Raw genomic sequence first — 22267 nt, forward strand, 5'->3', positions numbered from 1 at the left:
GACGCGGGCAACCGGACCACCACGGAGAGCCGGCGAGACCGTGTGCCACGCTGACGACCATGGTGCTAGAGATCGCGCTCATCGACGTCCATCCCGGCCAGGAGGACGCCTTCGCCTCGGCGTACGTCGCCGGACACGAGTTGCTGGCCACGACCCCCGGCTGCCGCTCGGTCCGGATGACCCGGGGCGTCGAGACCCCGACCCGGTTCGTCCTGCTCGTCGAATGGGACTCGGTGGCCGCGCACGAGGAGAACTTCCGCGCCAGCGACCGGTTCACCCGCTGGCGCGACCTGATCGGCCCCTACTTCGCGGCGGCACCGGTGGTCGAACACTTCGTCGACGTACCGGCCTGAGCCCGGCTGCTCCGATGCGGGTGGAGATCATTACCGCCGGTAGCCGCGGTGACGTCGCACCGTACACCGGCCTGGGTCGGACGCTGCACGCCGCCGGCCACCAGGTCACCGTGACCACCCACCGCAACTTCACCGACCTGGTCACCGACGCCGGCCTGACCTTCCGGGAACTGCCCGGCGACCCGCACGCCGCCCAGCTCACCCCCGGCGGGCGACGCCTGCACCGGCTCGGCGGCGGGCTGCGCGGCACCGCCGAGTTCGTCCGCCAGGGTCGGCGCTACCTCGACGACCTCGGCACCGGCCTGGTCGACGCCGGTGCCGACGCCGACGTGCTGCTGCTGGCCACCACGACCGCCCCGCTGGGATACTCGCTGGCGCAGCGACGCGGCGTCCCGAGCATCGGGGTCTTCCTGCAGCCGGTGGCGGCCACTGGTGACTTCCCACCGGTCCTGCTCGGCGACCGCTCCTTCGGCCGGGCCGGCAACCGGGCACTCGGCCGGGCCGCCGGCGCGGTCAGCGCCCGCGTCTACGACGGCGCCTCCCGGCGGTTGCGCCGCCGGCTCGGCCTGCCGCCGGTGCCGCTCGCGGTGCTGCTGACACAGGCGGAAGCGGAACAGTGGCCGGTGCTGGTCGGCGTCAGCCCGAGTGTCCTGCCCCGCCCCGCCGACTGGCGCCCCGGGCTGGAGATGGCCGGCTACTGGTGGCCGGCGACCGACCCGCACTGGACTCCCCCGCCGCAGCTGACCGCGTTCCTCCGCGACGGTCCCCCACCGGTGCTGGTCACCTTCGGCAGCATGGCGGCGCTGCATCCGCAGGCCGACACCGTCATCGGCGCGGCGCTGCGCCGGGCCGGCGTCCGGGCGGTCGTCCAGGCCGGCTGGGGCGACCTGCGCGTCGACGGCGACGACGTGCTCGGCATCGGCGAGGTGCCGCACGACTGGCTGCTGCCACAGGTGGCCGCCGTCGTGCATCACGCCGGTGCCGGCACCACCGCCGCCGGGCTGCGCGCCGGCGTGCCGGCGGTCACCGTACCGCTCATCGCCGACCAGCCGTTCTGGGCCGCGCGGCTGGCCCGGCTCGGCGTCGGCGCCGCGCCGCTACCCGGCCGGCGGCTGACCGCCGGCGCACTGGCCGCAGCCGTGCGGAGCGTGCTCGACCAGCCGCAGTACGCCGAGCGGGCGCGGCGGCTGGCGCGGCGGATCGCCGCCGAGGACGGCGCCGGCCGGGTGCTCGCCGCGATCGAACGGGTCACCCGCCAGCCCCGCTGACCGGCGGCCCGGCGGCCCGGTGACCGGCAAGGCGTCGGTCACCGGGATCCGTTCGAGAATGCCGCCGGCGAACACGTCGTACAGCGGCACCGTCCGCAGGTGCACGTAGCCGATGTGGCAGTCGCAGGTCGCCAGCGGACACGGCCGCGGGCCCAGCGCGGACCGGTAGCTGCCGTCGTAGAGGTTGCCCAGCGGCGCCGCCACGAAGTGGCACCGGCGGACCGTACCGTCGCCGTCCACCGAGACCACCGACTCGCCGGTGCGGCACGACCGGCCGGCCGAGGCGTGCGGCCGGACGCTGTAGCCGAACAGCGGGTCGATCTCGGTCCACGTCTGCTCCTGCGCCGCGTCGTAGCGGTGCCCGTCGGCGGCGTTGACCCACAGGTAGACGTCGTCGGGCAGCGCGGCCCGCAGCGCCCGCGCCGGCCCCAGGTGCGCGGGCAGGCCGACGACCCCGACCGAGAAACGCACCCCGAGGGTACGCAGCACCCCGCAGCGCCGCAGGAAGGTCTCCTGGTCCACCTCACCCGGGTGGTAGGTGGCCCAGAACGCCAGCCGGCGACGCTGGTCGGCGTCGGCATCGGCCAGGAAGTCCAGGCGGGCGGCCAGGTTGGTCTGAATCGCCACCCGGCCCACCTGCGGCAGCCCGGCCAGCCGCAGCAGCGCCCGCCGGTACCAGGACCGGGTCAGCGCCTCGCCCCACGGGGTGAACAGCACCGAGACCCGGTCGCCGTGCGGATTGCGCACCACCCAGTCGACGAACCGCTCCAGGGCGGCCCGGTCCGCCCGCAACGCCGCCGGGTCGTCGCGGCGCTTGGCGAACGGGCAGTACGGGCAGTCGTAGTTGCAGCTGGCCAGCGGCCCCCGGTAGAGCACGCTCAGGTCCAGCGGACCGGCGGTCATCACGGCCTCACCGGGCCGGCCGGCCGTCGCCGGACCTGATATGGCCGGCCGACCCGCCGCTGCGCCTCATTTGGCCGGCCGGCCGATCATCGCGGCCCGGACCGCCGTGGACACCAGCCACGGCCCGACCGCGTCGGAACGGGCCAGGCCGGCGGCGGTCAGCGCCAACCGGTCCGCCGTCGCGGTCAGCCAGCCCCGGTCGGCGAGCACCGCCAACTGCGGGAAGTCGTCGACGGCGCGGCTGCCGAACCGGTCGGCGTACGCCGTTTGGTCACAGCCGTCGGCCCGCAGCAGCGACGTGATCAACCAGCGGCGCCGCTGCTCGTCGGCGTCGAGCCGGTACCCGACCTCGGCATGGTCGAAATCGGACTCCGGTCGGCGCAGGTAGTCGTCGATGATCGCCCGGACCCGGCCGACTCCGACCGCGTAGTCGAACGAGTAGTGCAGGTCGGCGGTGTAGGACCGGGCACCGCAGCCGAGGCCGACCATGCCGTCGGACTGACAGGCGTACTCCGGGGTGGCGTCGACCGGCAGGTCCGACCGGCGGAAGTGCCGCATGGACAGCTGCCGGTAGCCGGCGGCCCGCAGCCGGTCGACGCCCTGCCGGTACAGCGTCTGCCGCTGGTGGTCCCATGCCGGATCAGGCAGGTCGACCGGGGCATCGGCAGCCGGGGCATCGGCGGCCGGGGCATCGGCGGACCGGTCGCGGCGGGCGGCGGCGCGGCGGGACAGACCGGTGAGCGGACGGACGTAGAGCGGATAGAGGAACAGCTCCTCCGGCGTCCAGCGCAGCGCCGCCGTCAGGGACTGTTCCCAGGTGCGCCGGGTCTGGCCGGGGATGCCGTAGATCAGGTCGATGTTGAGTTCGTCGAACGGCTGGTCGCGGATCGCGGCCAGGGCCCGCTCCACCTCGGTACGCCGCTGCGGCCGGCCGGCGGCCCGCGCCTCGACGTCGAGGAAGCTCTGCACGCCGATGCTGATCCGGGTGGTGCCCCGGTCACGCAGCACCGCCAACCGGTCGGCAGTGGCGGTCGCCGGGGAGGTCTCGACCGCTGTCGGCGTACCGGCCGGCCGGAACCGGTCGATCAGGTCGAACATCGACGACAGCTCGTCGGCGTCCAGGTAGGTGGGAGTGCCGCCGCCGACGGCGACCCGGGCGAACCGGGTGTCGTCGCCGAGCGCGCCGGCCACCCGGGCCGCCTGGCGGTGCACCTGGTCGAGGTAGGCGCGCACCTGGTCGGCCGGCGGATTCGACCGGGTGAACAGGTTGCAGAAGCCGCAGCGCATCTCGCAGAACGGCAGGTGCAGGTAGAGCATGAGCGCCTCGCGGGACTGCCCGGCCCAGACCTCACGCAGCGCCGGGCGCGGGCGCAGCGGCCGGTACGCCGTCTTGTGCGGGTAGCCGTACAGGTAGTCCTGGTACGGCGAGCCGTCGAGCCCACCGACGCCGTCCGCAGGTGTCCCGTGCCCGGTCACGGCGATTGAGCCGCGTCGGCCCACGCACCGGGGGCGAGCACGAAGTCGGCGTACGGGACGGTCCACACCACCTCGTGGCCGACCCGGTGTCCAGTGTGACCGTCCTCACCGTACGCCGTACCGTGGTCGGCGCAGATGATCGTCAGGCAGGGCCGGCCCCGCGAGCTGGCCAGCGCGAACAGCCGGCCGATGTGCCGGTCGACGTACTCCAGGGCGGCGGCGTGGCTGTCCCGGTTGTCACGGTCGGTGCCCGGCAGGTAGTGCCGGTTCGGCTGGTGCATGGCGGCCACGTTGACGAACAGGAACAGCGGCTGCTCGGCCGGCACCGCCGGCACGATCTCGGCGATCCGGTCCAGCTGCGCCTCGAAACAGCCCGGCGCGGTGACCCCGAACCCCGGCTCCCAGTGCGCCTCGGTGAACAGGCCGGGCAGCGTCGCGCCGAGCGGTGACGCCCGGTTGAAGAAGCCGACTCCGCCGACGCAGACCGTGTGGTAGCCCTCCTTGCGCAGCGCGGTCACCAGATCCGGGGCGTCGAACACCCAGGTCCGCTCGTCGGTGGTGGTCGTGCCCGGGAAGGTGGCGGCGTACAGCCTGGGGTGGCTGCCCGGCTCGGCCGGTGTCGGCAGGAAGCCGGCGAAGAACGCCTGGTGTGCGGCGTAGGTGAAGCTGGCCGGGCTGTGCCGGCGCTGCCACTGCCCGTCGGGCAGCGCGCGGGCCAGCTGCGGTGTCCGCCCGGCGGCCAGCAACTCGGCCGCCACGTCGTAGCGCAACGTGTCGAGCGTGACGAACAGCAGGTCGTGGCTGCCGATCAGATCTTTCATGCCGCCCTCCCCAGCCCGGCGCTGGCCCGCCAGTCGGCGGCCCGGCCGGTACGCATCGCGTGCAGTTGGGCAGCGTAGCTGTCCCGCCCGGCGGCGTCGTACACCCCGGGAAGCAGGTCCCCGAAGGCGTTGACTTCCGCCACGGCGTGCCGTCGCCAGTCGCTGCCGATCATCAGGTCGACGCCGACGTGCGGGCTGCCGGCGAAACAGCCGGCCGCGCGCACGCACTCGGTGAGCGCCGCCGCCCACCGTTGCGGGCCGAGCACCGCCCGGACCGCCGCCGGGTCGCCGCGCCGGTTGCCCAGGTGCAGGTTGGTCAGCGGCCCGTCGCTGCTGCGCACCACCACGTGCCCCGGCTCGCCGGCGATCACCAGCACCCGCAGGTCGAAGACCCGCCCGTGCAGCCCGGCCTTGGGGAACCAGCGCTGCACCAGCAACCCGTCCGGCGCCAACCGGTCCACGATGGACGCCACCTCGCGTTCGGTGTGGTAGGTCCGCACCCGCAGCGAGTTGAACAAGCGGCCGTCGGCGGCCAGCTCCACCGAGGTGACCGCCTGCACCCGGGCGGCACCGACGTGCAGGGCGAGCACCCCGGACGCCGACGAGCCGTGCACCGGTTTGACGAACACCCGCGCCCAGCCGGCGGCGGCCAACGCCGACCGCAGCGCCGCCCAGTCGGCCGGCGCGGCGTCCAGCGCGGCCGGCTGCGCCACCTGGCCGGCGGCGAGCCGCCGCTGGCAGGCCCGCTTGTCGAACAGCGCCGCGATGTCGGTCGGATCGTTGAGCAGCGTCGCGCCGGCCCGACGCGCGGCCGCGGCGAGCCGGTCCAGCGCGGCGCACAGTCCGGCGTACCAGGCGGCTGCGCCGCTGATCTCGCCGTGGGCCAACGGCCGGTCCGCGCCGCGCAGCAGCCGGTCGACCTCGGCGTCCTCGCCGGGCGAGTCGATCCGTACCGACGCCGCGTCGGGCAGGTCGACGTCGCCGGCCGCGAGCACCCGCCACGGCAGCACCCGTACGGGCAGGCCAGCGGCGTGCGCGGCGGCCCGGAACGCCCCGACCCGACGGTTGTCCGGGTTGCCGACCACCACCAGCGGCGCGGTGTGGTCCATCCGGGGAGGTTAACAACCGGTCATTCGCCGACCGTCACGTACCGCCCCATGTGCTCGTTCTCGGTCTGCTGGTCGGTGACGTCGACGTCGACGCCGGGCAACTCGGCCGGCAGCCGGGCCATCATGGCGTCGGACAGGTAGTGCCGGTGCAGGTCGAGGCGGCGCAGGTGGGTCAGCGGCTGGCCGTCGAGCAGCGCGGCGGCACCGTCGTCGCCGAGGGTTCCCAGCGACAGGTCGAGGACCTCCAGGCGGGACACCACCGCCGCCGTGGCCAGAGCCGTGGCGACCGCGTCGGCGGTTTCGGCGTTACGCAACCCGAGGGTACGCAGGGCGGGCAGCCGGGTGCCGTCGAGGATCGGCCCCAGGTCGTCCACGCCTGTGTCCCGGCCGTAGTTCTCGGTGCCGAGCCACAGTTCGAGGTGGACGCAGTTGGGCAGGTCGCTGGCGGCGACGGCCTGGGTGACGTGGGCCGGCAGGCCGCCGGACTCGATGGCGAGTTCCCGCAGCCCGGTGTGCCGTACCGGTTGCAGGTGCAGCGAGATCGCCCCGCGGACCCGCAGCACCTCCAGCGCCGGGTACGCGGTCAGCAGCGGGGTGATGTCGGGCTGCTGGATCCAGGACATCTCACACTCGTCGAAGGTCATCTCGCCGACGAAGACGGCCCGCAGGTTGGTCAACCGGGGCGCGGCGTCGACCAGCACCTGCACCGGGAAGTCGGTCTCCCAGGCTTCGCCCCAGTCGCCGACGACCAACGCCTGGACGCTGGCCGGGTCGACGGTGTCCAGCCAGCTGGCGACCAGCACCGCGAAGACGTCACCCGCATGGTCGTCCTCGACGTGCAGCCGCCAGGCGACCTTCGCGGCGGGGTCCGCCGGCGGCGTGGCCGGGTCGAAGGTGACCACCGGCAGGCCGGCGAAGTGGGTGATGTGCTCGTTGATCGTCATCGGCGGGGCTCCGGGGTACGGCGTGGGCTGCGGACCCGGCACGATAACAATCCGGTACGACGTCGCGCTGTCCGTATCCGCGCTGTCGCGCCCTGGTGCACCCGCTCAGATCGCGCCAAGCGGGGGCGCCATCGCTCCGGCGGTCCGCTGCCGGAGCAGACGCCCGGCCTCGATCAGCAGGTCGACGAGGCTCACCGCGACGATGACGGCGACCCAGAACTTGGCGGTACGGTCGGCCTCCGGGCTCAGGTAGACGGGCCCGGCGAACAGCACCCAGGTCAGCGCGGCGCAGATGGCCAGTCCGAGGAGCATCCCGACGGTACGGGTGACCGGCCGCCACCGCCCGTGGATGGTGACCACGAGATGGTGCACCAGGGTGGCGATCAGCAGGGCGAGCACCAGCGGGCCACGGAACTGGGCGAACTCACGGGTGAAGGTGAGGGCCTGCACGGCCTGCGGCGCGGCCCCGAGCTGTTCCAGCAGCCAGGCCGCGTTGACCAGCACGACCGTACCGGCGACGTAGAAGACGAAAGCGGCGATCCGGCCGGACCGGACGACCCGGCCGGCGGCCGATCGGCGCGGCCGCCAGGCGAAGCGGTCCGGCCAGCGGCGCCGCGCCCAGCCGGCGAGGCCGAACGCCACGACGAGGAATCCGGGCCACCAGAACGCCGGCAGCCCGTACGTCCAGTACCAGTCGACGACGTCGGTCGCGGCGGCCACGCCGAGCAGCCAGATCACCAGCACACCGGCGACGCTGAGCCGGACGAAGCGGCGGGTGTCGGCCGGGTCGACGGCGATCGGCGGCTGCCCGTACCGGGCGGCCACCTCGGCGGGGCGGCCGAAGGCCCGTAGCCGGGCCACCGGATCGTCGCTGTCGGCCAGTTCCTCGCGCAACAGCGTCGTCAGTTCGAGAGCCACGTCCCTACGCTGCCGACGCGGCAGCAACCGCGCCACGTCGGCGACGTACGCGTCGATCAGTTCCTCAGTGGTCAGCATCTACCCGTCACCCCTTCAGTAGCTGGCCCATGGCCTCGTTCATCCCATGCCACGAGTCCCTGAGCCGGGCGTACAGCTCCTCGCCGGCGGGGCTGCGGCGGTAGTAGCGGCGTGGCTGCCCTTCGGTCCGCCACTCGCTGACCAGGACGCCCTGGCTCTCCAGCCGCCGCAGCAGCGGGTAGAGCGTCCCCTCCTCGATCGGGAGGCCGTTGTCGGAGAGCGACTGGCGCAGCTCGTAGCCGTAGCGGAACTCGCCCAGCTGTGACAGCACCGCCAGGACGACAACGCCCCGGCGCAGCTCAAGCTCCAGCCTGTCGCCAACCATGTGCCACACAGTACTGTGTGGCACACAGCCACGTCCAGTGCGGGACCGAGCCGGACTGTTCAGCGACGCCACGGAGAGACTCGACGGTTGGAACCGGATCAGGGTCGTCAGCTTGGCGAGGAGGTCGCCCGGACCTCCGGGGGGTGACACCTTTGCATCGTGATCCCGCTGAGGGATCGAAAATCCCTCAGCGGGATCACGATGAATCAGAGTTCAGCTTCCGGCCGGCCGCCGTCAGGCTGATGCTTCCTGAAGCACCCCTGCCGCGTAGCGTCAGGCGCGCAGGCCGTCCACGAACGAGCACCAGGCGGCGGCGGGGAAAGCCAGTCGTGGACCGGTCGGGTCGGTGGAGTCGCGGACCGCAACCACCCCGCCGGCCAGGGCGACCTCGACACAGTTTCCGTTGGCGTTGCTGCGGCTGCTCTTACGCCAGCGCAGCGGCTCGGTCGGGGTCGACTCCACGGCGCACCCCTCCCGGCGGTCGGTTCGCTCAACTCTCTGCAGCCAGCTCAGCCAGCAGTTCCCGGCTGTCGTCGACCGGCAGCGCGGCCTGCTGCAGCCAGCGGCCGATCCGGGCGTAGCGGACCACGTCCTCGTCGTCGGTGAGGTGAATGTCGCTGGTCAGCGTCTCCAGCACGACGGTGCGGCGGGTGCTCGCGGCGCAACACTTCCTGCCGCGGTGCGGGCCAGGGTGTCGGCGTTGATGTCGAGGTCTCCGTAGACGTCGCGGCTGACAACAACGATCCCGCCAAGGAGCAGCGCCCCGGCGCCGAGCTGGCCCAGCTCTACCCCGGCGACCGGCTCAGCTGACGCCGGCCACGTCCATCGCCCGCAGCTCCTTCTTCAGCTCGGAGATCTCGTCGCGGATCCGGGCGGCCAGCTCGAACTGCAGCTCGCGGGCGGCGTTCAGCATCTGGTCGTTGAGCTCCTGGATCAGCTGTGCCAGATCGGCGCGGGCCATGCCGGCGCTCGACGGGGTGGCGGTGCCCCGGCCCTTGCTGCGGGTCTCCGGCACCGGACCCTTGCCCCGGGACATCTGCCGGCCGGAGCCGCCGACCGACCGGCCGGCGAGGGTGCCGTCGGTGTCGTCGGCCTCCCGGTAGATGTCGTCGAGGATGTCGTGGATCTTCTTGCGCAGCGGCTCCGGGGAGATGCCGTTGGCCTCGTTGTACGCCACCTGCTTGGCCCGGCGCCGGTTGGTCTCGTCGATCGCGTCCGCCATCGACGGGGTCATCTTGTCGGCGTACATGTGGACCTCGCCGGAGACGTTCCGGGCGGCCCGGCCGATGGTCTGGATCAGCGACCTGCCGCTGCGCAGGAAGCCTTCCTTGTCGGCGTCGAGGATCGCCACCAGGGACACCTCGGGCAGGTCCAGGCCCTCGCGGAGCAGGTTGATGCCGACCAGTACGTCGTAGTCGCCCTTGCGCAGCTCGCGCAGCAGCTCGACCCGGCGCAGCGTGTCGACCTCGGAGTGCAGATAGCGCACCCGGATGCCGTGCTCCAGCAGGTAGTCGGTGAGGTCCTCGGCCATCTTCTTGGTCAACGTGGTGACCAGCACCCGCTCGTCGCGGTCGGTGCGCAGCCGGATCTCGTGCATCAGGTCGTCGATCTGGCCCTTGGTCGGCTTGACCTTGACCTGCGGGTCGACCAGGCCGGTGGGGCGGATCACCTGCTCGACGAACTCGCCGGCCGACTGCTCCATCTCCCAGGTGCCGGGGGTGGCCGACAGGAACACCATCTGGCCGACCCGCTCCAGGAACTCGTCGAAGCGCAGTGGCCGGTTGTCGGCGGCGCTGGGCAACCGGAAACCGTGGTCGATGAGCATCCGCTTGCGGGAGGCGTCGCCCTCGAACATGCCGCCGATCTGCGGGATGGTCACGTGCGACTCGTCGATGACGGTGACGAAGTCGTCCGGGAAGTAGTCGAGCAGGGTGTGCGGCGGGCTGCCGTAGTCGCGCCCGTCGATGTGCATCGAGTAGTTCTCGATGCCGGAGCAGAAGCCGACCTGGCGCATCATCTCGATGTCGTAGGTGGTCCGCATCCGCAGCCGCTGCGCTTCGAGAAGCTTGCCCTGGCGCTCCAGCTCGGCGAGCCGGTCGGTCAGCTCGGCCTCGATGTCGCGGATCGCCCGCTCCATCCGCGCCGGGCCGGCGGCGTAGTGCGTGGCCGGGAAGATCAGCAGTTGGTCGACCTCGCGGACCACGTCACCGGTCAACGGGTGCAGGTAGTAGAGGCGCTCGATCTCGTCACCGAAGAACTCGATCCGGACCGCCAGCTCCTCGTACGCCGGGATGATCTCCAACGTGTCGCCGCGGACCCGGAAGGTGCCCCGGTTGAAGGCCAGGTCGTTGCGGGCGTACTGGATCTCGACCAGCTGGCGCAGCAGCGTGTCGCGGTCCTGCTCGGCGCCGGTGGCGACCTTGACCGCGCGTTCCAGGTACTCCTGCGGGGTGCCCAGGCCGTAGATCGCCGACACGGTCGCGACCACGATCACGTCGCGGCGGGTCAGCAGGGACATGGTCGCCGAGTGCCGCAGCCGCTCCACCTCCTCGTTGATCGAGGAGTCCTTCTCGATGTAGGTGTCGGTCTGCGGGATGTACGCCTCGGGCTGGTAGTAGTCGTAGTAGGAGACGAAGTACTCCACCGCGTTGTGCGGCATCAGCTCGCGGAACTCCTTGGCCAGCTGGGCACAGAGCGTCTTGTTGGGGGCCATCACCAGGGTGGGCCGCTGCAGCCGCTCGACAAGCCAGGCGGTGGTGGCGCTCTTGCCGGTGCCGGTCGCCCCGAGCAGCACGGTGTGGCGGTCGCCGCGACGCACCCGACGCTCAAGCTCATCGATGGCTGCCGGCTGGTCGCCGGCCGGGGAGTAGTCACTGACGACCTGGAAGCGGCCGTCGAGTCGCGGAATGTCGAGCGCCATGCCCACCAACGTACGCCGTGGGTCCGACATCTCGCGGTCGGTCGCCGACCGGCTTCGATATTGTCATTGTGTGGGTCGCCTCACCCGCGATACCGTGACGGGGTAGGCCGCTCGCGGCGGCCGCGCGGACCATCGGCAGCGCCCACACCGGCGCGCCGGAAGTCCGGACGTTCGGGTAGCTGCCCCGGCGCGAGTCGGCGAGCGCATCCGTAGTCGTCACGCCACGCGTGACCCGGCCGCCGCGAGCGCCCCACGTCTCAGCAGTTGCTTCCGGTCACGGCTGCCAGCCGGTCTCCTCGATCCACCGACGCAGACGCGGCCAGGCCTGGTCGAACCAGGGCTCCTTCGCGGCCGCGTAGTCCTGGGTCGTCGGCGCGGTCGCGGCGATCCCCTGCTTGACGGCCAGGTAGTCGGCCCGCTCCCGCTCGTCGGCCCGCAGATGGTCACGGAACGCCAGGGCGTACCGCCAGCCGGGTGAGCCGGCGACCCGTACGTGCAGGTTGACCGCCCGGCCCGGGTCGGCGTTGGCATGCAGCCGTTTGGGCCAACGCCGCGTGGACGACGCCCCGCCGGGGTCCGGTTTCGGGCTGTCCCACCAGTCGCCGGGCCGCCGGGGGAACCCGGCGGCGGCCAGCGCCGGAGCGCAACCGTCGGCGTCGTCGAGGGAGTCGACGGTGAGCTGGACGTCGATGACGTCCTTGGCCGGCAGGCCGGGGACCGAGGTGGACCCGACGTGGTCGATCCGCCGGTCGGCACCGAGCACGTGCCGCAGCCGGGCGGCGATCCGCTCGTACTGGGCCGGCCAGGTCGGATCCGGTGGCGCGAGGACCGCCACCGGGTCGCGCTCGGCCGGTTGGCCGGCGTGCAGGTTCGCCGCGTACGGCACCAGGCGGTCGCGCCAGAGCCGGTCGACGGCGGCGGCGAGGTCGTCGCGGCTGCCGTCGTTGGAGAGCAGGACGTCGGCGGCGGCGGCCCGGTGCGCGTCGTCGGCCTGGGCCCGGATCCGCGACAGCGCGGCGTCGTGGGTCATCCCCCGGTCGCGGGTCAACCGCTCGACGCGGACCGGTTCGGCCGCAGACACCACGACCACCAGGTGGTACGTGGCTGCCAGCCCGGTCTCCACCAGCAGCGGTACGTCGTTGACCACGATCGCGTCGGCCGGCGCGGCGGCGGTCGCTTCGGCGGTGCGCCGGCGGACCCTCGGGTGCACGATGCCTTCGAGTCGGGACCGGGCGGCCGGGTCGGTGAAGACCAGAGCACCGAGCGCCGGTCGGTCCAGGGAGCCGTCAGCGGCGAGTACGTCGCGGCCGAAGGCGGCGACCACCTCGGCCAGCCCGTCGGTGCCCGGGGCGACGACGTCACGGGCCAACTGGTCGGCGTCGATGATCACCGCGCCGTGATCGGCGAGTCGGGTGGCGACCGCGCTCTTGCCGGCACCGATCCCGCCGGTGAGGCCCACTGTCAGCATGGGAGTCAGTGAACCGGATCCCGCCGGGTGCCGCCGCACCGGGGCACACCCGTCGGTCTGGCGTCGTGCGCGGAACCACCCGTCGGTCCGGCGTCGTGGCGTGGGCACAATCGCCCGAAACGCGGGTGGTCCCGGTGGGCTGATGCCCACCGGGACCACCCGGGTTTCGCGTCGGAGCTGGTCAGGCCGACGGGTGTCGGCCGGTCAGCTCAGCACCTGCCGCCGGTCGACTCAGCTCTTGCCGCCGGCCAGCTTCTCGCGCAGCGCGGCGAGCGCCTCGTCGGTGGCGAGGGTGCCCGAGGGCTCCTCGCTGGACCGCGACGGGGTGGAGCTGGACGAGGAGGACGACGTGCTGGTGCCACCACCGCTGCCACCGGCCGAGGCCACCGGGGCCGGGGTCGGGTTGGCGGCGGCGTCCGCGTCGGCGGCCCGCGCCGTCTGCACCTGCTTGGTGTGCGCCTCCCAGCGGGTACGGGCCTCGGCGTACTGCTGCTCCCAGGTCTCCCGCTGCTTGTCGTAGCCCTCGAGCCACTCCCCGGTCTCCGGGTCGAAGCCCTCGGGGTAGATGTAGTTGCCCTCGTTGTCGTATGTGGCAGCCATGCCGTAGAGGGTCGGGTCGAAGTGCTCCTCGCCCTCGACGAAGCCCTCGTTGGCCTGCTTGAGCGACAGCGAGATCCGGCGACGCTCCAGGTCGATGTCGATGACCTTGACCATGACGTCGGAGCCGACCTGCACGACCTGCTCGGGGATCTCCACGTGCCGCTCGGCCAGCTCGGAGATGTGGACCAGGCCTTCGATGCCGTCGTCGACGCGGACGAACGCACCGAACGGCACCAGCTTGGTCACCTTGCCGGGCACGATCTGCTGGATCGCGTGGGTCCGGGCGAACTGGCGCCACGGGTCTTCCTGGGTCGCCTTGAGCGACAGCGAGACCCGCTCGCGGTCCAGGTCGACGTCGAGCACCTCGACCTCGACCTCCTGGCCGACCTCGACGACCTCGGACGGGTGGTCGATGTGCTTCCAGGACAGCTCGGAGACGTGCACCAGGCCGTCCACCCCGCCAAGGTCGACGAACGCGCCGAAGTTGACGATCGAGGAGACGACGCCCTTGCGGACCTGGCCCTTCTGCAGCTTGTTGAGGAACTCGGTGCGCACCTCGGACTGCGTCTGCTCCAGCCACGCCCGGCGGGACAGGACCACGTTGTTGCGGTTCTTGTCCAGCTCGATGATCTTGGCTTCGAGTTCGCGGCCGACGTACGGCTGCAGGTCCCGGACCCGGCGCATCTCGACCAGGGAGGCCGGCAGGAAGCCACGCAGCCCGATGTCGAGGATGAGACCACCCTTGACGACCTCGATGACCGAGCCGCGGACGACCCCGTCCTCGTCCTTGATCTTCTCGATCGTGCCCCACGCGCGCTCGTACTGCGCACGCTTCTTCGACAGGATCAGCCGGCCTTCCTTGTCCTCCTTCTGCAGGACAAGGGCTTCGATGTGATCGCCCACCGAGACAACGTCGGCAGGGTCCACGTCGTGCTTGATCGACAACTCGCGCGAGGGGATGACACCCTCGGTCTTGTAGCCGATGTCGAGCAGGACCTCGTCCCGGTCGACCTTGACGACGGTACCTTCCACGATGTCGCCGTCGTTGAAGTACTTGATGGTCTCGTCGATGGCGGCGAGGAAGGCTTCCTCGCTGCCGAGGTCGTCGACAGTGACCTTGGGGGCGCTCGAGGTGGCCTCGATGCTGCTCGTCATGTGGGCGGTTGCTCCGGATCGGATGGGTGTCACAGCTGGCGTGTCGTCGCGGTGACCTGGCGTGGCTCACGGATCCGCCGGCGGGCACACCGCGACGATGACATCTTCGTCACCGACCGTGACCGAGGGGATCATCGACCGCCGCTGCCATCATCGGATGTAACCGCCGACCGCGGACCTGCTCCCTGCCGAGGCACACGATCCGCGAGCGCATCGTCTAGCCTACCGGTTCCATTACCACAGCGTGCAAGCCCTCCCGGGAGCTATCCGATCGCCGCATTCGGGGCTCGGGAGAAATCGGACCCACAGGCGGAGATTCGCACCACTTCCCGCTCCCACTGTGATCGAGATCACACCCCACGAGAGGGTAGTCAAGATTAGCACGTCGACCCGGTACCGCTCCCAGCTCCGGCGGGGCCGTACCGTCTGCGGGGTGAACGCCGCAGCCCCGACCGACCGGCCCGGGACCGATCCCGACGCCCCGGACACCGCTCCGAACGAACCCAGAGTGACCAGACGGCCGGTCACCGACGCTCAGGCCCGTCAGGCCAACCGCCGCTGGTGGGACGCCGACGCCGACGCCTACCAGGCCGAGCACGGCGAGTTCCTCGGCGACGCCGACCTGCGCTGGTGCCCGGAGGGGCTGCGGGAGGCCGAGGCCGGGCTGCTCGGCACCGTCGCCGGGCGGCGAATCCTCGAACTGGGCTGTGGGGCCGCCGGGGGCAGCCGGTGGCTCGCCGGCCAGGGCGCCCACCCCGTCGGGCTGGACCTGTCGGCGGGCATGCTGCGCCAGGCCGTCGCCGGTGCCGACCGGACCGGTGTCACGGTGCCGCTGGTCCAGGCCGACGCGCTGACACTGCCCTTCGTCGACGCCGCCTTCGACACCGTCTGGACCGCGTTCGGCGCGGTGCCCTTCGTCGCCGACTCGGCCGCCGTGATGCGCGAGGTGCACCGGGTGCTGCGCCCCGGCGGGCGCTGGGTCTTCGCCGTCACCCACCCGATGCGCTGGATCTTCCTCGACGACCCGGGCGAGCGCGGCCTGGTCGCGGTGCACTCCTACTTCGACCGACGGCCGTACGTGGAGACCGACGACGACGGCACCCCCAGCTACGTCGAGCAGCACCGTACGGTCGGCGACCGGGTCCGCGAACTCGTCGCCGCCGGCTTCGCCCTGCGCGACGTCGTCGAACCGCCCTGGCCGGACGGGCACGAGCAGATCTGGGGGCAGTGGAGTCCGCTGCGCGGGCGGCTCTTCCCGGGCACGGCGATCTTCGTCGCGGACAAGCCCGCCGCCGCGCCGGCGGCCCTCGCCACCACCGCCGCGGCGGTACGCTGACCGGGTGAGCGCCGAGCCGATCCATCCTGCCGCAGCGTCCGGCGGGGCGTGGACCGCACCGTGGCAGCCGGACCCGGTCCGGCAGCAGCTGGCTGACTACAGCATCGAAGACGTCCTCGCCCTGCCCGCCGACGCCCCCCGCGTCGAACTCCTCGACGGAGTCCTCACCGTGGTTCCCTCCCCCACTCTCGACCACCAGGACATCTCGTTTCTGCTCTGCGCCTGGCTGCGCCGGCACGCGCCGGACGGCTACCGGGCCACCCAGGCGGTCGGGGTCGCGGTCGGGCCACGCAACACCTACGAACCCGACGTGCTGCTGCACCGGGCCGAGGGCAGCCGCGACCGGCACTACCTGACTCCCGACGAGGTGCTGCTGGTCGTCGAGGTCGTCTCCCCCGCGACCCGCCGCCGGGACCGGTTCGACAAACCCGCCGGGTACGCCGCCGTCGGCATCGGCCACTACTGGCGGGTCGAGCAGGACCCGGTGCGGATCTACGCCTACCGGCTCGGCGACCGGCCCGGTGCCAGCGGCGAGCGGGAGTACGCCCTCGTCGCCGAGGCCGACGACCTGCTCGAGCTCGACGCCCCGTTCCCGGTGAAGCTGCCGATCGCCGAGATCACTCCTTAGCCGGAGTCCGGGCGGGATTGCCCGCCCGAGCGGTGGGTACCCGGCCGCCATGGCGAGGAACAAACGCCCCCGTGAGGGCGACCGTCCCGAGCAGCGGCCCGGCCGCCCGGTCGAGCACCCCCGGCCCGGTGACCGGGTCAACTGGCGCAGCCACGGGGTGACCGTGCCGGGCACCGTCGAGGAGGAGATCACCTCCCGCCGGGAGGCGGCCGGCCGTACCGTGGTCGCCGACCCGGAGCACCCGCAGTACCGGGTCCGCAGCGACAAGTCCGGCCGCGACGCGGTGCACAAACCGGAGGCGTTGCGCCGTGCCGAGTGACCGCACCCGTACCGCCGGACCCCGGCCGGCCCGCCCCGGTTCCTCCGACGGCGCTGCCGCGTACCGGGCGTTCGTCGAGGCGGTCAACATGAGCCCCGGCGAGTTGGAGCGGTGGCTGCGCACGCCGGAGTCGAAGCAGGCCGGTCAGCATTCGGCCGCCGGTGGCGAGTCGGTCGGGCACGCCTCCGGCCGCCGGATCGTCGACCTGCTGCGGTCCAAACGCGAGGCGCTGTCCGACGACGACTACGCGCACATGCGCAAGGTCGTCGGGTACGTACACCGCCACCTGGCCCAACGCCCCGACGGTGACGTGACCGACACCCGGTGGCGGTACTCGTTGATGAACTGGGGCCACGACCCGCTCAAGGGGTGACCGGAGGCCGTGGCCCGCACGCGCGCACCGGCCGCCGTCCGGCACGGGTTCGCTCGCGGTGAGCCCTACGGCTCAGGCGCGGGTCGCAAGGTAGACGGTGTTGGCCGAGGTGCCGCCCTGCAACGGGTTGGCGAAGGTGACCACCTCGGCGCGGGCGGTGGCGTACACCTCGGCGAGCCGGGCGGTGAACGCGTCGTCCGGCGGGTCGTTGGACCACAGCGCGAAGACCCCGCCCGGGTGCAGGTGGTCGGCCAGCCGACGCAGCCCGTCCGGCTGGTAGAAGTCCGCGTGGCCGGGATGCAGCAGATGCGTCGGCGAATGGTCGATGTCGACGACGATCGCGTGCCACCGCCGCCCCGGCGCGTCCGGGTCGAACCCGGTCGGCCCGCCCGCCAACACGAAGAAGTCACCGTGGTGCAGCTGGCACCGGGGGTCGGCGGCGAGCCGCAGACCGTGCGGTACCAGACCACGCCGGTGCCAGTCGATGACCGCGTCCAACGCGTCGACCACGACCAGCGACCGCACCGCCGGATCGTCCAGTACGGTGACCGCGGTGTAGCCCAGACCGAGCCCGCCGACGACGACGTCGAGCCCGGTGCCGCCGGCAGCACCGCCAGCGGAGTCGCCGGCGGGACCGCTGCGGATGCCGCCGTCGGTGCCGCGGCCCGCCGCGTCGAGCGCGAGTCGGGCCAGCTCCACTTCGGCGACGGTGAACAGGCTCGACATCAGGAACTCGTCGCCGAGCTTCACCTCGTACACGTCCTGATCGACCGTCGGATCCCGGCGGCGCCGCAGGCTGATCTCCCCCATCGGGGTCTCGCGCCAGTCCAGTTCCGCGAAACGTGCCGGCATCGAGGCCTCCCGGTCGGCGTGGGCGGTGGTCACTGGGCGTCGGCGAGCAGCGGTTCGAGCACCAGGTCCGGGTCGCGGTTGCGCACGGTGGACAACCGCCACTTGTCGGGGAAGAGGGCGAGCAGTTCGCCGTCGCGGACCCGGGTCATCACCTCGACGCCGGGCGCGGCGTTGAGCGCGGCCGCGCTGCCCGCGTCGGTGCGCCGGGCCAGGGTGTACGGCAGGTGGTCGACCGCGGTCGGCACCCCGAACTCGGCGGCCAGCCGGTGGGTGGCGACCTCGAACTGCATCGGCCCGACCGCCGCGAGCACCGGGGTCTGCTCGCCCCGGCGGTCCGAGCGCAGCACCTGGACCACGCCCTCGCCGTCGAGCTGTTCGATGCCCCGGCGGAACCGTTTGAACTTCGACGAGTCGGTGGCCCGGATCGCCACGAAGTGTTCCGGGGCGAACGACGGCAAGGGCGGGAACGTCACCGCCGGGCCGGCGTACAGGCTGTCGCCGATGCCGAGCGCGGTGGCGTTGACCAGGCCGACCACGTCACCCGGGTAGGCCTCGTCGATGGTGTCCCGGTCGCGGCCGAAGACCTGCTGGGCGTACTTGGTGGCGAACGGTCGGCCGGTGCCGGCGTGGGTGACCACCATGCCGCGTTCGAACCGACCGGAGCAGACCCGGACGAACGCGACCTGGTCGCGGTGCGCGGGGTTCATGTTGGCCTGGGTCTTGAAGACGAAACCCGAGAACGGGGCGTCCAGCGCCCGGGGGCTGCCGCCGGTGTCCGGTCGGGCGGCCGGGGGCGGGGCGTTGTCCACCAGTACGTCGAGCAGCTGGCGCACCCCGGCGTTGGTGACCGCCGCGCCGAACAGCACCGGGGTGGTGGTCGCGGCGACGAACGCGGCCTGGTCGTGGTCGGCGCCGGTGGCGGCGAGCAGGTCCAGCTCCTCGATCGCCCGGGTCCAGTCGGCACCGTAGCGTTGCGCCGCCTCGTCGGCGGGCAGCTGCTCCTCGACGACGGCGGTCGCCCCGCCCGGGGTCCGGGTGAACGCCACCATCTGACCGGTACGCCGGTCGGCGACCCCGTGGAACTGCCCGGCGACGCCGACCGGCCAGGTCAGCGGGGTGCAGCGCAGGCCGATCCGTTGTTCGATCTCGTCGAGCAGCTCGAGGGGCTCCAGCCCGGGACGGTCCCACTTGTTGATGAAGGTGATCACCGGGACCCGACGGTGCCGGCACACCTCGAACAGCTTCAACGTCTGCGGTTCCAGGCCCTTGGCGGCGTCGAGCAGCATCACCGCGCAGTCGACCGCCGTCAGCACCCGGTAGGTGTCCTCGGAGAAGTCGGCGTGCCCGGGCGTGTCGAGCAGGTTGACCACCACGTCGCGGTAGGTGAACTGCAACGCCGCCGACGTGATGGAGATCCCGCGCTGCTGCTCCATCGCCATCCAGTCGGACACCACGCCACGGCGGTCGCCCTTGCCGTGCACCGCGCCGGCCGAGGTGATGGCCCGCGCGTGCAGGGCGAGGGCCTCGGTGATCGTCGACTTACCGGCGTCCGGATGGGAGATCACCGCGAAGGTACGTCGCCGGGCCGCCTGCGCGGTGACGTCGCTGGCGGTGCCGGTGCTCGTCGTCGGGGCCGCAGACACCTGGGAACCCTAGCGCAGCGCGGCCGCTGCCCCGCCGGGCGACCCCTGCCCGCCAGGGTCGGTGTCCCGCCCGCTCAGTGGTCGGCGCTGTGCCAGTCGGTGCCGACGCCGACGGAGACCTCCAGCGGCACCGACAACGGGTACGCCCCGCCCATCTCGCGACGGACCAGCTCCTCCAGATCGGCCCGCTCCCCCGGGGCCACCTCGAACACCAGCTCGTCGTGCACCTGCAGCAGCATCCGCGACCGCAGCGGCGAGGCGCGCAGCGCGGTGTCGACGTGCAGCATCGCCACCTTGATCAGGTCGGCGGCGGAGCCCTGGATGGGTGCGTTGAGGGCCATCCGTTCGGCCATCTCCCGGCGCTGCCGGTTGTCGCTGACCAGGTCCGGCAGGTACCGGCGCCGGCCCAGGATCGTCGAGGTGTAGCCGTCCTGGCGGGCCTGGGCGACCAGCGCCTGCAGGTAGTCGCGGACCCCGCCGAACCGGCGGAAGTACTCCTCCATCAGAGCCCGGGCCTCGTCGGTGGCGATCCCGAGCTGCTGGGACAGGCCGAAGGCGCTCAGCCCGTACGCCAGGCCGTAGTTCATCGCCTTGATCCGGCGGCGCTGCTCGGCGCTGACCGACTCCAGCGGCACCTGGAACACCGACGACGCGGTCACCGCGTGGAAGTCCTCGCCGGAGTTGAACGCCTCGATCAGCGCCTCGTCAGCGGAGAGGTGGGCCATGATCCGCATCTCGATCTGGCTGTAGTCGGCGGTCAGCAGCGACTCGTACCCGGCGCCGACGACGAACGCCCGCCGGATCCGACGGCCCTCCTCGGTGCGGATCGGAATGTTCTGCAGGTTCGGGTCGGTCGAGGAGAGCCGGCCGGTGGCGGCCACCGTCTGGTGGAAGGTGGTGTGGATCCGCCCGTCGTCGGAGATCGACTTGAGCAGTCCGTCGACGGTCGACTTGAGCCGGGCCACGTCGCGGTGGCGCAGCAGGTGCGCCAGCAGCGGATGCTCCGTCTGCGCGAACAGCCACTGCAGGGCGTCGGCGTCGGTGGTGTACCCGGTCTTGATCTTCTTGGTCTTGGGCAGCCCCAGATCGGTGAAGAGGATCTCCTGCAGCTGCTTGGGCGAACCGAGGTTGAACTCCCGGCCGATCACCCCGTACGCCGCCTGCGCGGCCGCCTTGACCTCGGCGGCGAAGACCGCCTCCAGCTCGGTCAGGTACTCGGTGTCGGCGGCGATGCCGGCCTGCTCCATCGCGGCGAGGACCTCGACCAGCGGCAACTCGACGTCGGCGAGCAGCCGGGTCGAGGCGTCCCCGTCGCGGGCCAGCTCGGCGTCGATCGCCACCGCCAGATCCAGGGTGGCCCGGGCCCGCAGCATCAGGTTCTGCTCGACCTCGCCCTGCGGCCCGAGGCCGTCGAGGGTGAGCTGCCCGTCGTCGGGTGCGTCGACCCGCAACTCCCGGTGCAGGTAGCGCAGAGCCAGGTCGATCAGGTCGTAGGAGCGCTGGTCGGGCCGGGCCAGGTAGGCGGCGAGCGCGGTGTCCCGGTCGATGCCCGCCAGCGACCAGCCGTGGGCGGCGAACGCCAACCGGGCCGGTTTGCTGTCGTGCAGCACCTTGCGGCGCTGCCCGTCGGCGAGCCAGTCGGCGACCGCCGCCTCGTCGGTGGCGTCCAACGCGGCGGGGTCGAACCAGGCGGCGGCACCGTCGGCGGTCGCCACCGCGACCGCCGTCACCGTGCCGGTACCCCGGCCGAAGCTGCCGGCGACCGCGACGCCGACGCTGGCGCCGGCCGGCGCGTGCGCGGCCAGCCAGGGGGCGACCGCCCCGGCACCGAGCACCTGCCCGGCCAGGTCGAACCCGGCCTCGGCCTCCGGCTCGACCGCGTCGAGGTACTGGTAGAGCCGGTCCCGCAGGATCCGGAACTGCAGGGCGTCGAACACCTGGTGGACGGCCTCCCGGTCCCACCCGGCCCAGCGGGCGTCGACCGGGGTCAACGGCAGGTCCAGATCCGCCACCAGGCAGTTGAGCTCGTAGTTGCGGATCACGTCGGCGAGCCGCTCCCGCAGGCTCTCCCCCGCCTTGCCCTTGATCTGGTCGGCCTGGGCGATCACCCCGTCCAGCCCGCCGTACTGGCTGATCCACTTGGCGGCGGTCTTCGGACCGACACCGGGCACCCCGGGCAGGTTGTCGCTGGCCTCGCCGACCAGAGCGGCCAGGTCCCGGTAGTGCTGCGGCCCGACGCCGTACCGGGCGGTGACTGCCGCCGGGTCCATCCGGGCCAGGTCGGAGACGCCCTTGCGCGGGTAGAGCACGGTGATCCGGTCGTCGACCAGCTGGAAGGCGTCCCGGTCGCCGGTGCAGATCAGCACGTCCATCCCGGCGTCGCGGCCGGCGCAGGCCAGGGTGGCGATGATGTCGTCGGCCTCGTAGTTGTCCTTGGTGACGTACGGGATTCTCAGGGCGGCGAGCACCTCCTGCACCAGGCTCACCTGCCCGGCGAAGTCGGCCGGGCTCTCCGAACGGCCGGCCTTGTACTCGGCGTACCGCTCCGTGCGGAACGACCGGCGGGAGATGTCGAAGGCGACCACGATGTGCGTCGGCCGCTCGTCGCGCAGCACGTTGATCAACATCGAGGTGAAGCCATAGACCGCGTTGGTCGGCTGCCCCGTGCTGGTGGAGAAGTTCTCCACCGGCAGGGCGAAGAACGCCCGGTAGGCCAGCGAATGGCCGTCGAGAAGCAGCAGTCGGGGCGCGTCGTCGGTCACGTCAAGCGACTCTAGT

19 protein-coding genes and 2 pseudogenes are annotated in these 22267 nt (G+C 72.4%); 6 read left to right on the forward strand and 15 right to left on the reverse strand.

The genetic code is table 11. The features are described from left to right. The first annotated feature begins 59 nt into the window (after positions 1 to 59). Together O7623_RS08280 and O7623_RS08285 are read left to right on the forward strand one after the other, a co-directional pair. On the forward strand, positions 60 to 353 hold the full coding sequence (locus O7623_RS08280; RefSeq protein WP_282228015.1) for an antibiotic biosynthesis monooxygenase family protein: 294 nt from the start codon (positions 60 to 62) through the stop codon (positions 351 to 353). A 14-nt stretch (positions 354 to 367) separates the two neighbouring features. Further along, positions 368 to 1507 (forward strand): annotated as a pseudogene (locus O7623_RS08285) (glycosyltransferase); the annotation flags it as partial. On the opposite strand, the gene O7623_RS08290 reads toward O7623_RS08285, so the two are convergent. From O7623_RS08290 to rpsA, 12 genes and pseudogenes are all read right to left on the reverse strand, one after another. Continuing rightward, the gene (locus tag O7623_RS08290; RefSeq protein ID WP_282228016.1) at positions 1451 to 2524 is read right to left on the reverse strand and encodes an STM4011 family radical SAM protein; all 1074 of its coding nucleotides are present in this window, start codon (positions 2522 to 2524) and stop codon (positions 1451 to 1453) included. The pseudogene O7623_RS08285 and the gene O7623_RS08290 overlap by 57 nt on opposite strands. A 66-nt stretch (positions 2525 to 2590) precedes the next feature. Beyond that, the gene (locus O7623_RS08295) at positions 2591 to 4000 is read right to left on the reverse strand and encodes an STM4012 family radical SAM protein (protein ID WP_282228017.1); all 1410 of its coding nucleotides are present in this window, start codon (positions 3998 to 4000) and stop codon (positions 2591 to 2593) included. Continuing rightward, positions 3997 to 4821, reverse strand: a complete 825-nt coding sequence (locus tag O7623_RS08300; protein WP_282228018.1) for an STM4013/SEN3800 family hydrolase — start codon at positions 4819 to 4821, stop codon at positions 3997 to 3999. Before O7623_RS08300 ends, O7623_RS08295 begins: the two co-directional genes overlap by 4 nt. Continuing rightward, a complete protein-coding gene (locus O7623_RS08305) occupies positions 4818 to 5930 on the reverse strand; it encodes an STM4014 family protein (RefSeq protein ID WP_282228019.1) in 1113 nt (370 codons plus the stop codon). The genes O7623_RS08300 and O7623_RS08305 overlap by 4 nt, the downstream gene beginning before the upstream one ends. A 20-nt stretch (positions 5931 to 5950) precedes the next feature. Then, positions 5951 to 6874: an STM4015 family protein gene (locus O7623_RS08310; RefSeq protein WP_282228020.1), complete on the reverse strand. Its 924-nt coding sequence runs from the start codon at positions 6872 to 6874 to the stop codon at positions 5951 to 5953. 105 nt (positions 6875 to 6979) lie between these two features. Next, the gene (locus O7623_RS08315; protein WP_282228021.1) at positions 6980 to 7870 is read right to left on the reverse strand and encodes a hypothetical protein; all 891 of its coding nucleotides are present in this window, start codon (positions 7868 to 7870) and stop codon (positions 6980 to 6982) included. 7 nt (positions 7871 to 7877) lie between these two features. Next, positions 7878 to 8195 (reverse strand): PadR family transcriptional regulator, encoded by a 318-nt coding sequence (locus O7623_RS08320; protein WP_282228022.1) that lies wholly within the window; start codon positions 8193 to 8195, stop codon positions 7878 to 7880. Between the two features lie 273 nt (positions 8196 to 8468). Further along, the gene (locus O7623_RS08325; RefSeq protein ID WP_282228023.1) at positions 8469 to 8657 is read right to left on the reverse strand and encodes a DUF397 domain-containing protein; all 189 of its coding nucleotides are present in this window, start codon (positions 8655 to 8657) and stop codon (positions 8469 to 8471) included. A 28-nt stretch (positions 8658 to 8685) separates the two neighbouring features. Continuing rightward, a pseudogene (locus tag O7623_RS08330) lies at positions 8686 to 8895 on the reverse strand (Scr1 family TA system antitoxin-like transcriptional regulator); the annotation flags it as partial. 102 nt (positions 8896 to 8997) lie between these two features. Then, entirely contained in the window at positions 8998 to 11115 is a 2118-nt protein-coding gene (gene uvrB / locus O7623_RS08335) for an excinuclease ABC subunit UvrB (RefSeq protein WP_282228024.1), read from the reverse strand. 274 nt (positions 11116 to 11389) lie between these two features. Further along, positions 11390 to 12583 carry a dephospho-CoA kinase gene (gene coaE / locus O7623_RS08340; protein WP_282228025.1) on the reverse strand — a complete coding sequence of 398 codons (1194 nt, stop codon included), beginning with the start codon at positions 12581 to 12583 and terminating at the stop codon, positions 11390 to 11392. Between the two features lie 231 nt (positions 12584 to 12814). Next, positions 12815 to 14338 (reverse strand): 30S ribosomal protein S1, encoded by a 1524-nt coding sequence (gene rpsA / locus O7623_RS08345; protein ID WP_282228026.1) that lies wholly within the window; start codon positions 14336 to 14338, stop codon positions 12815 to 12817. A gap of 433 nt (positions 14339 to 14771) precedes the next feature. Here rpsA and O7623_RS08350 point away from each other — a divergent pair, with 433 nt between their 5' ends. From O7623_RS08350 to O7623_RS08365, 4 genes are read left to right on the forward strand one after another with little or no spacing between them, the layout of a single operon-like run. Then, complete coding sequence (locus O7623_RS08350) at positions 14772 to 15674, forward strand: class I SAM-dependent methyltransferase (RefSeq protein WP_282228027.1); 903 nt, start codon at positions 14772 to 14774, stop codon at positions 15672 to 15674. A 4-nt stretch (positions 15675 to 15678) separates the two neighbouring features. Beyond that, positions 15679 to 16302: a Uma2 family endonuclease gene (locus O7623_RS08355; RefSeq protein ID WP_282228028.1), complete on the forward strand. Its 624-nt coding sequence runs from the start codon at positions 15679 to 15681 to the stop codon at positions 16300 to 16302. A 49-nt stretch (positions 16303 to 16351) separates the two neighbouring features. After that, on the forward strand, positions 16352 to 16621 hold the full coding sequence (locus tag O7623_RS08360) for a DUF2945 domain-containing protein (protein ID WP_282228029.1): 270 nt from the start codon (positions 16352 to 16354) through the stop codon (positions 16619 to 16621). After that, the gene (locus O7623_RS08365; RefSeq protein WP_282228030.1) at positions 16611 to 16994 is read left to right on the forward strand and encodes a DUF3140 domain-containing protein; all 384 of its coding nucleotides are present in this window, start codon (positions 16611 to 16613) and stop codon (positions 16992 to 16994) included. The genes O7623_RS08360 and O7623_RS08365 overlap by 11 nt, the downstream gene beginning before the upstream one ends. 72 nt (positions 16995 to 17066) lie before the next feature. Here the strand turns inward: O7623_RS08365 and O7623_RS08370 are convergent, their stop codons facing one another. The 3 genes from O7623_RS08370 to polA all read right to left on the reverse strand — a co-directional run bounded on the left by O7623_RS08370 (position 17067) and on the right by polA (position 22251). Beyond that, positions 17067 to 17846: a spermidine synthase gene (locus tag O7623_RS08370; protein ID WP_282228031.1), complete on the reverse strand. Its 780-nt coding sequence runs from the start codon at positions 17844 to 17846 to the stop codon at positions 17067 to 17069. 29 nt (positions 17847 to 17875) lie between these two features. Further along, positions 17876 to 19489, reverse strand: coding sequence for a peptide chain release factor 3 (locus O7623_RS08375; protein ID WP_282228032.1), 1614 nt, complete (start codon positions 19487 to 19489; stop codon positions 17876 to 17878). Positions 19490 to 19563: 74 nt separating this feature from the next. Continuing rightward, complete coding sequence (polA, locus tag O7623_RS08380; protein WP_282228033.1) at positions 19564 to 22251, reverse strand: DNA polymerase I; 2688 nt, start codon at positions 22249 to 22251, stop codon at positions 19564 to 19566. Between the last annotated feature and the right edge of the window lie 16 nt (positions 22252 to 22267).

It is taken from the genome of Solwaraspora sp. WMMD791 (assembly GCF_029581195.1).
Classification (GTDB): Bacteria; Actinomycetota; Actinomycetes; order Mycobacteriales; family Micromonosporaceae; genus Micromonospora_E.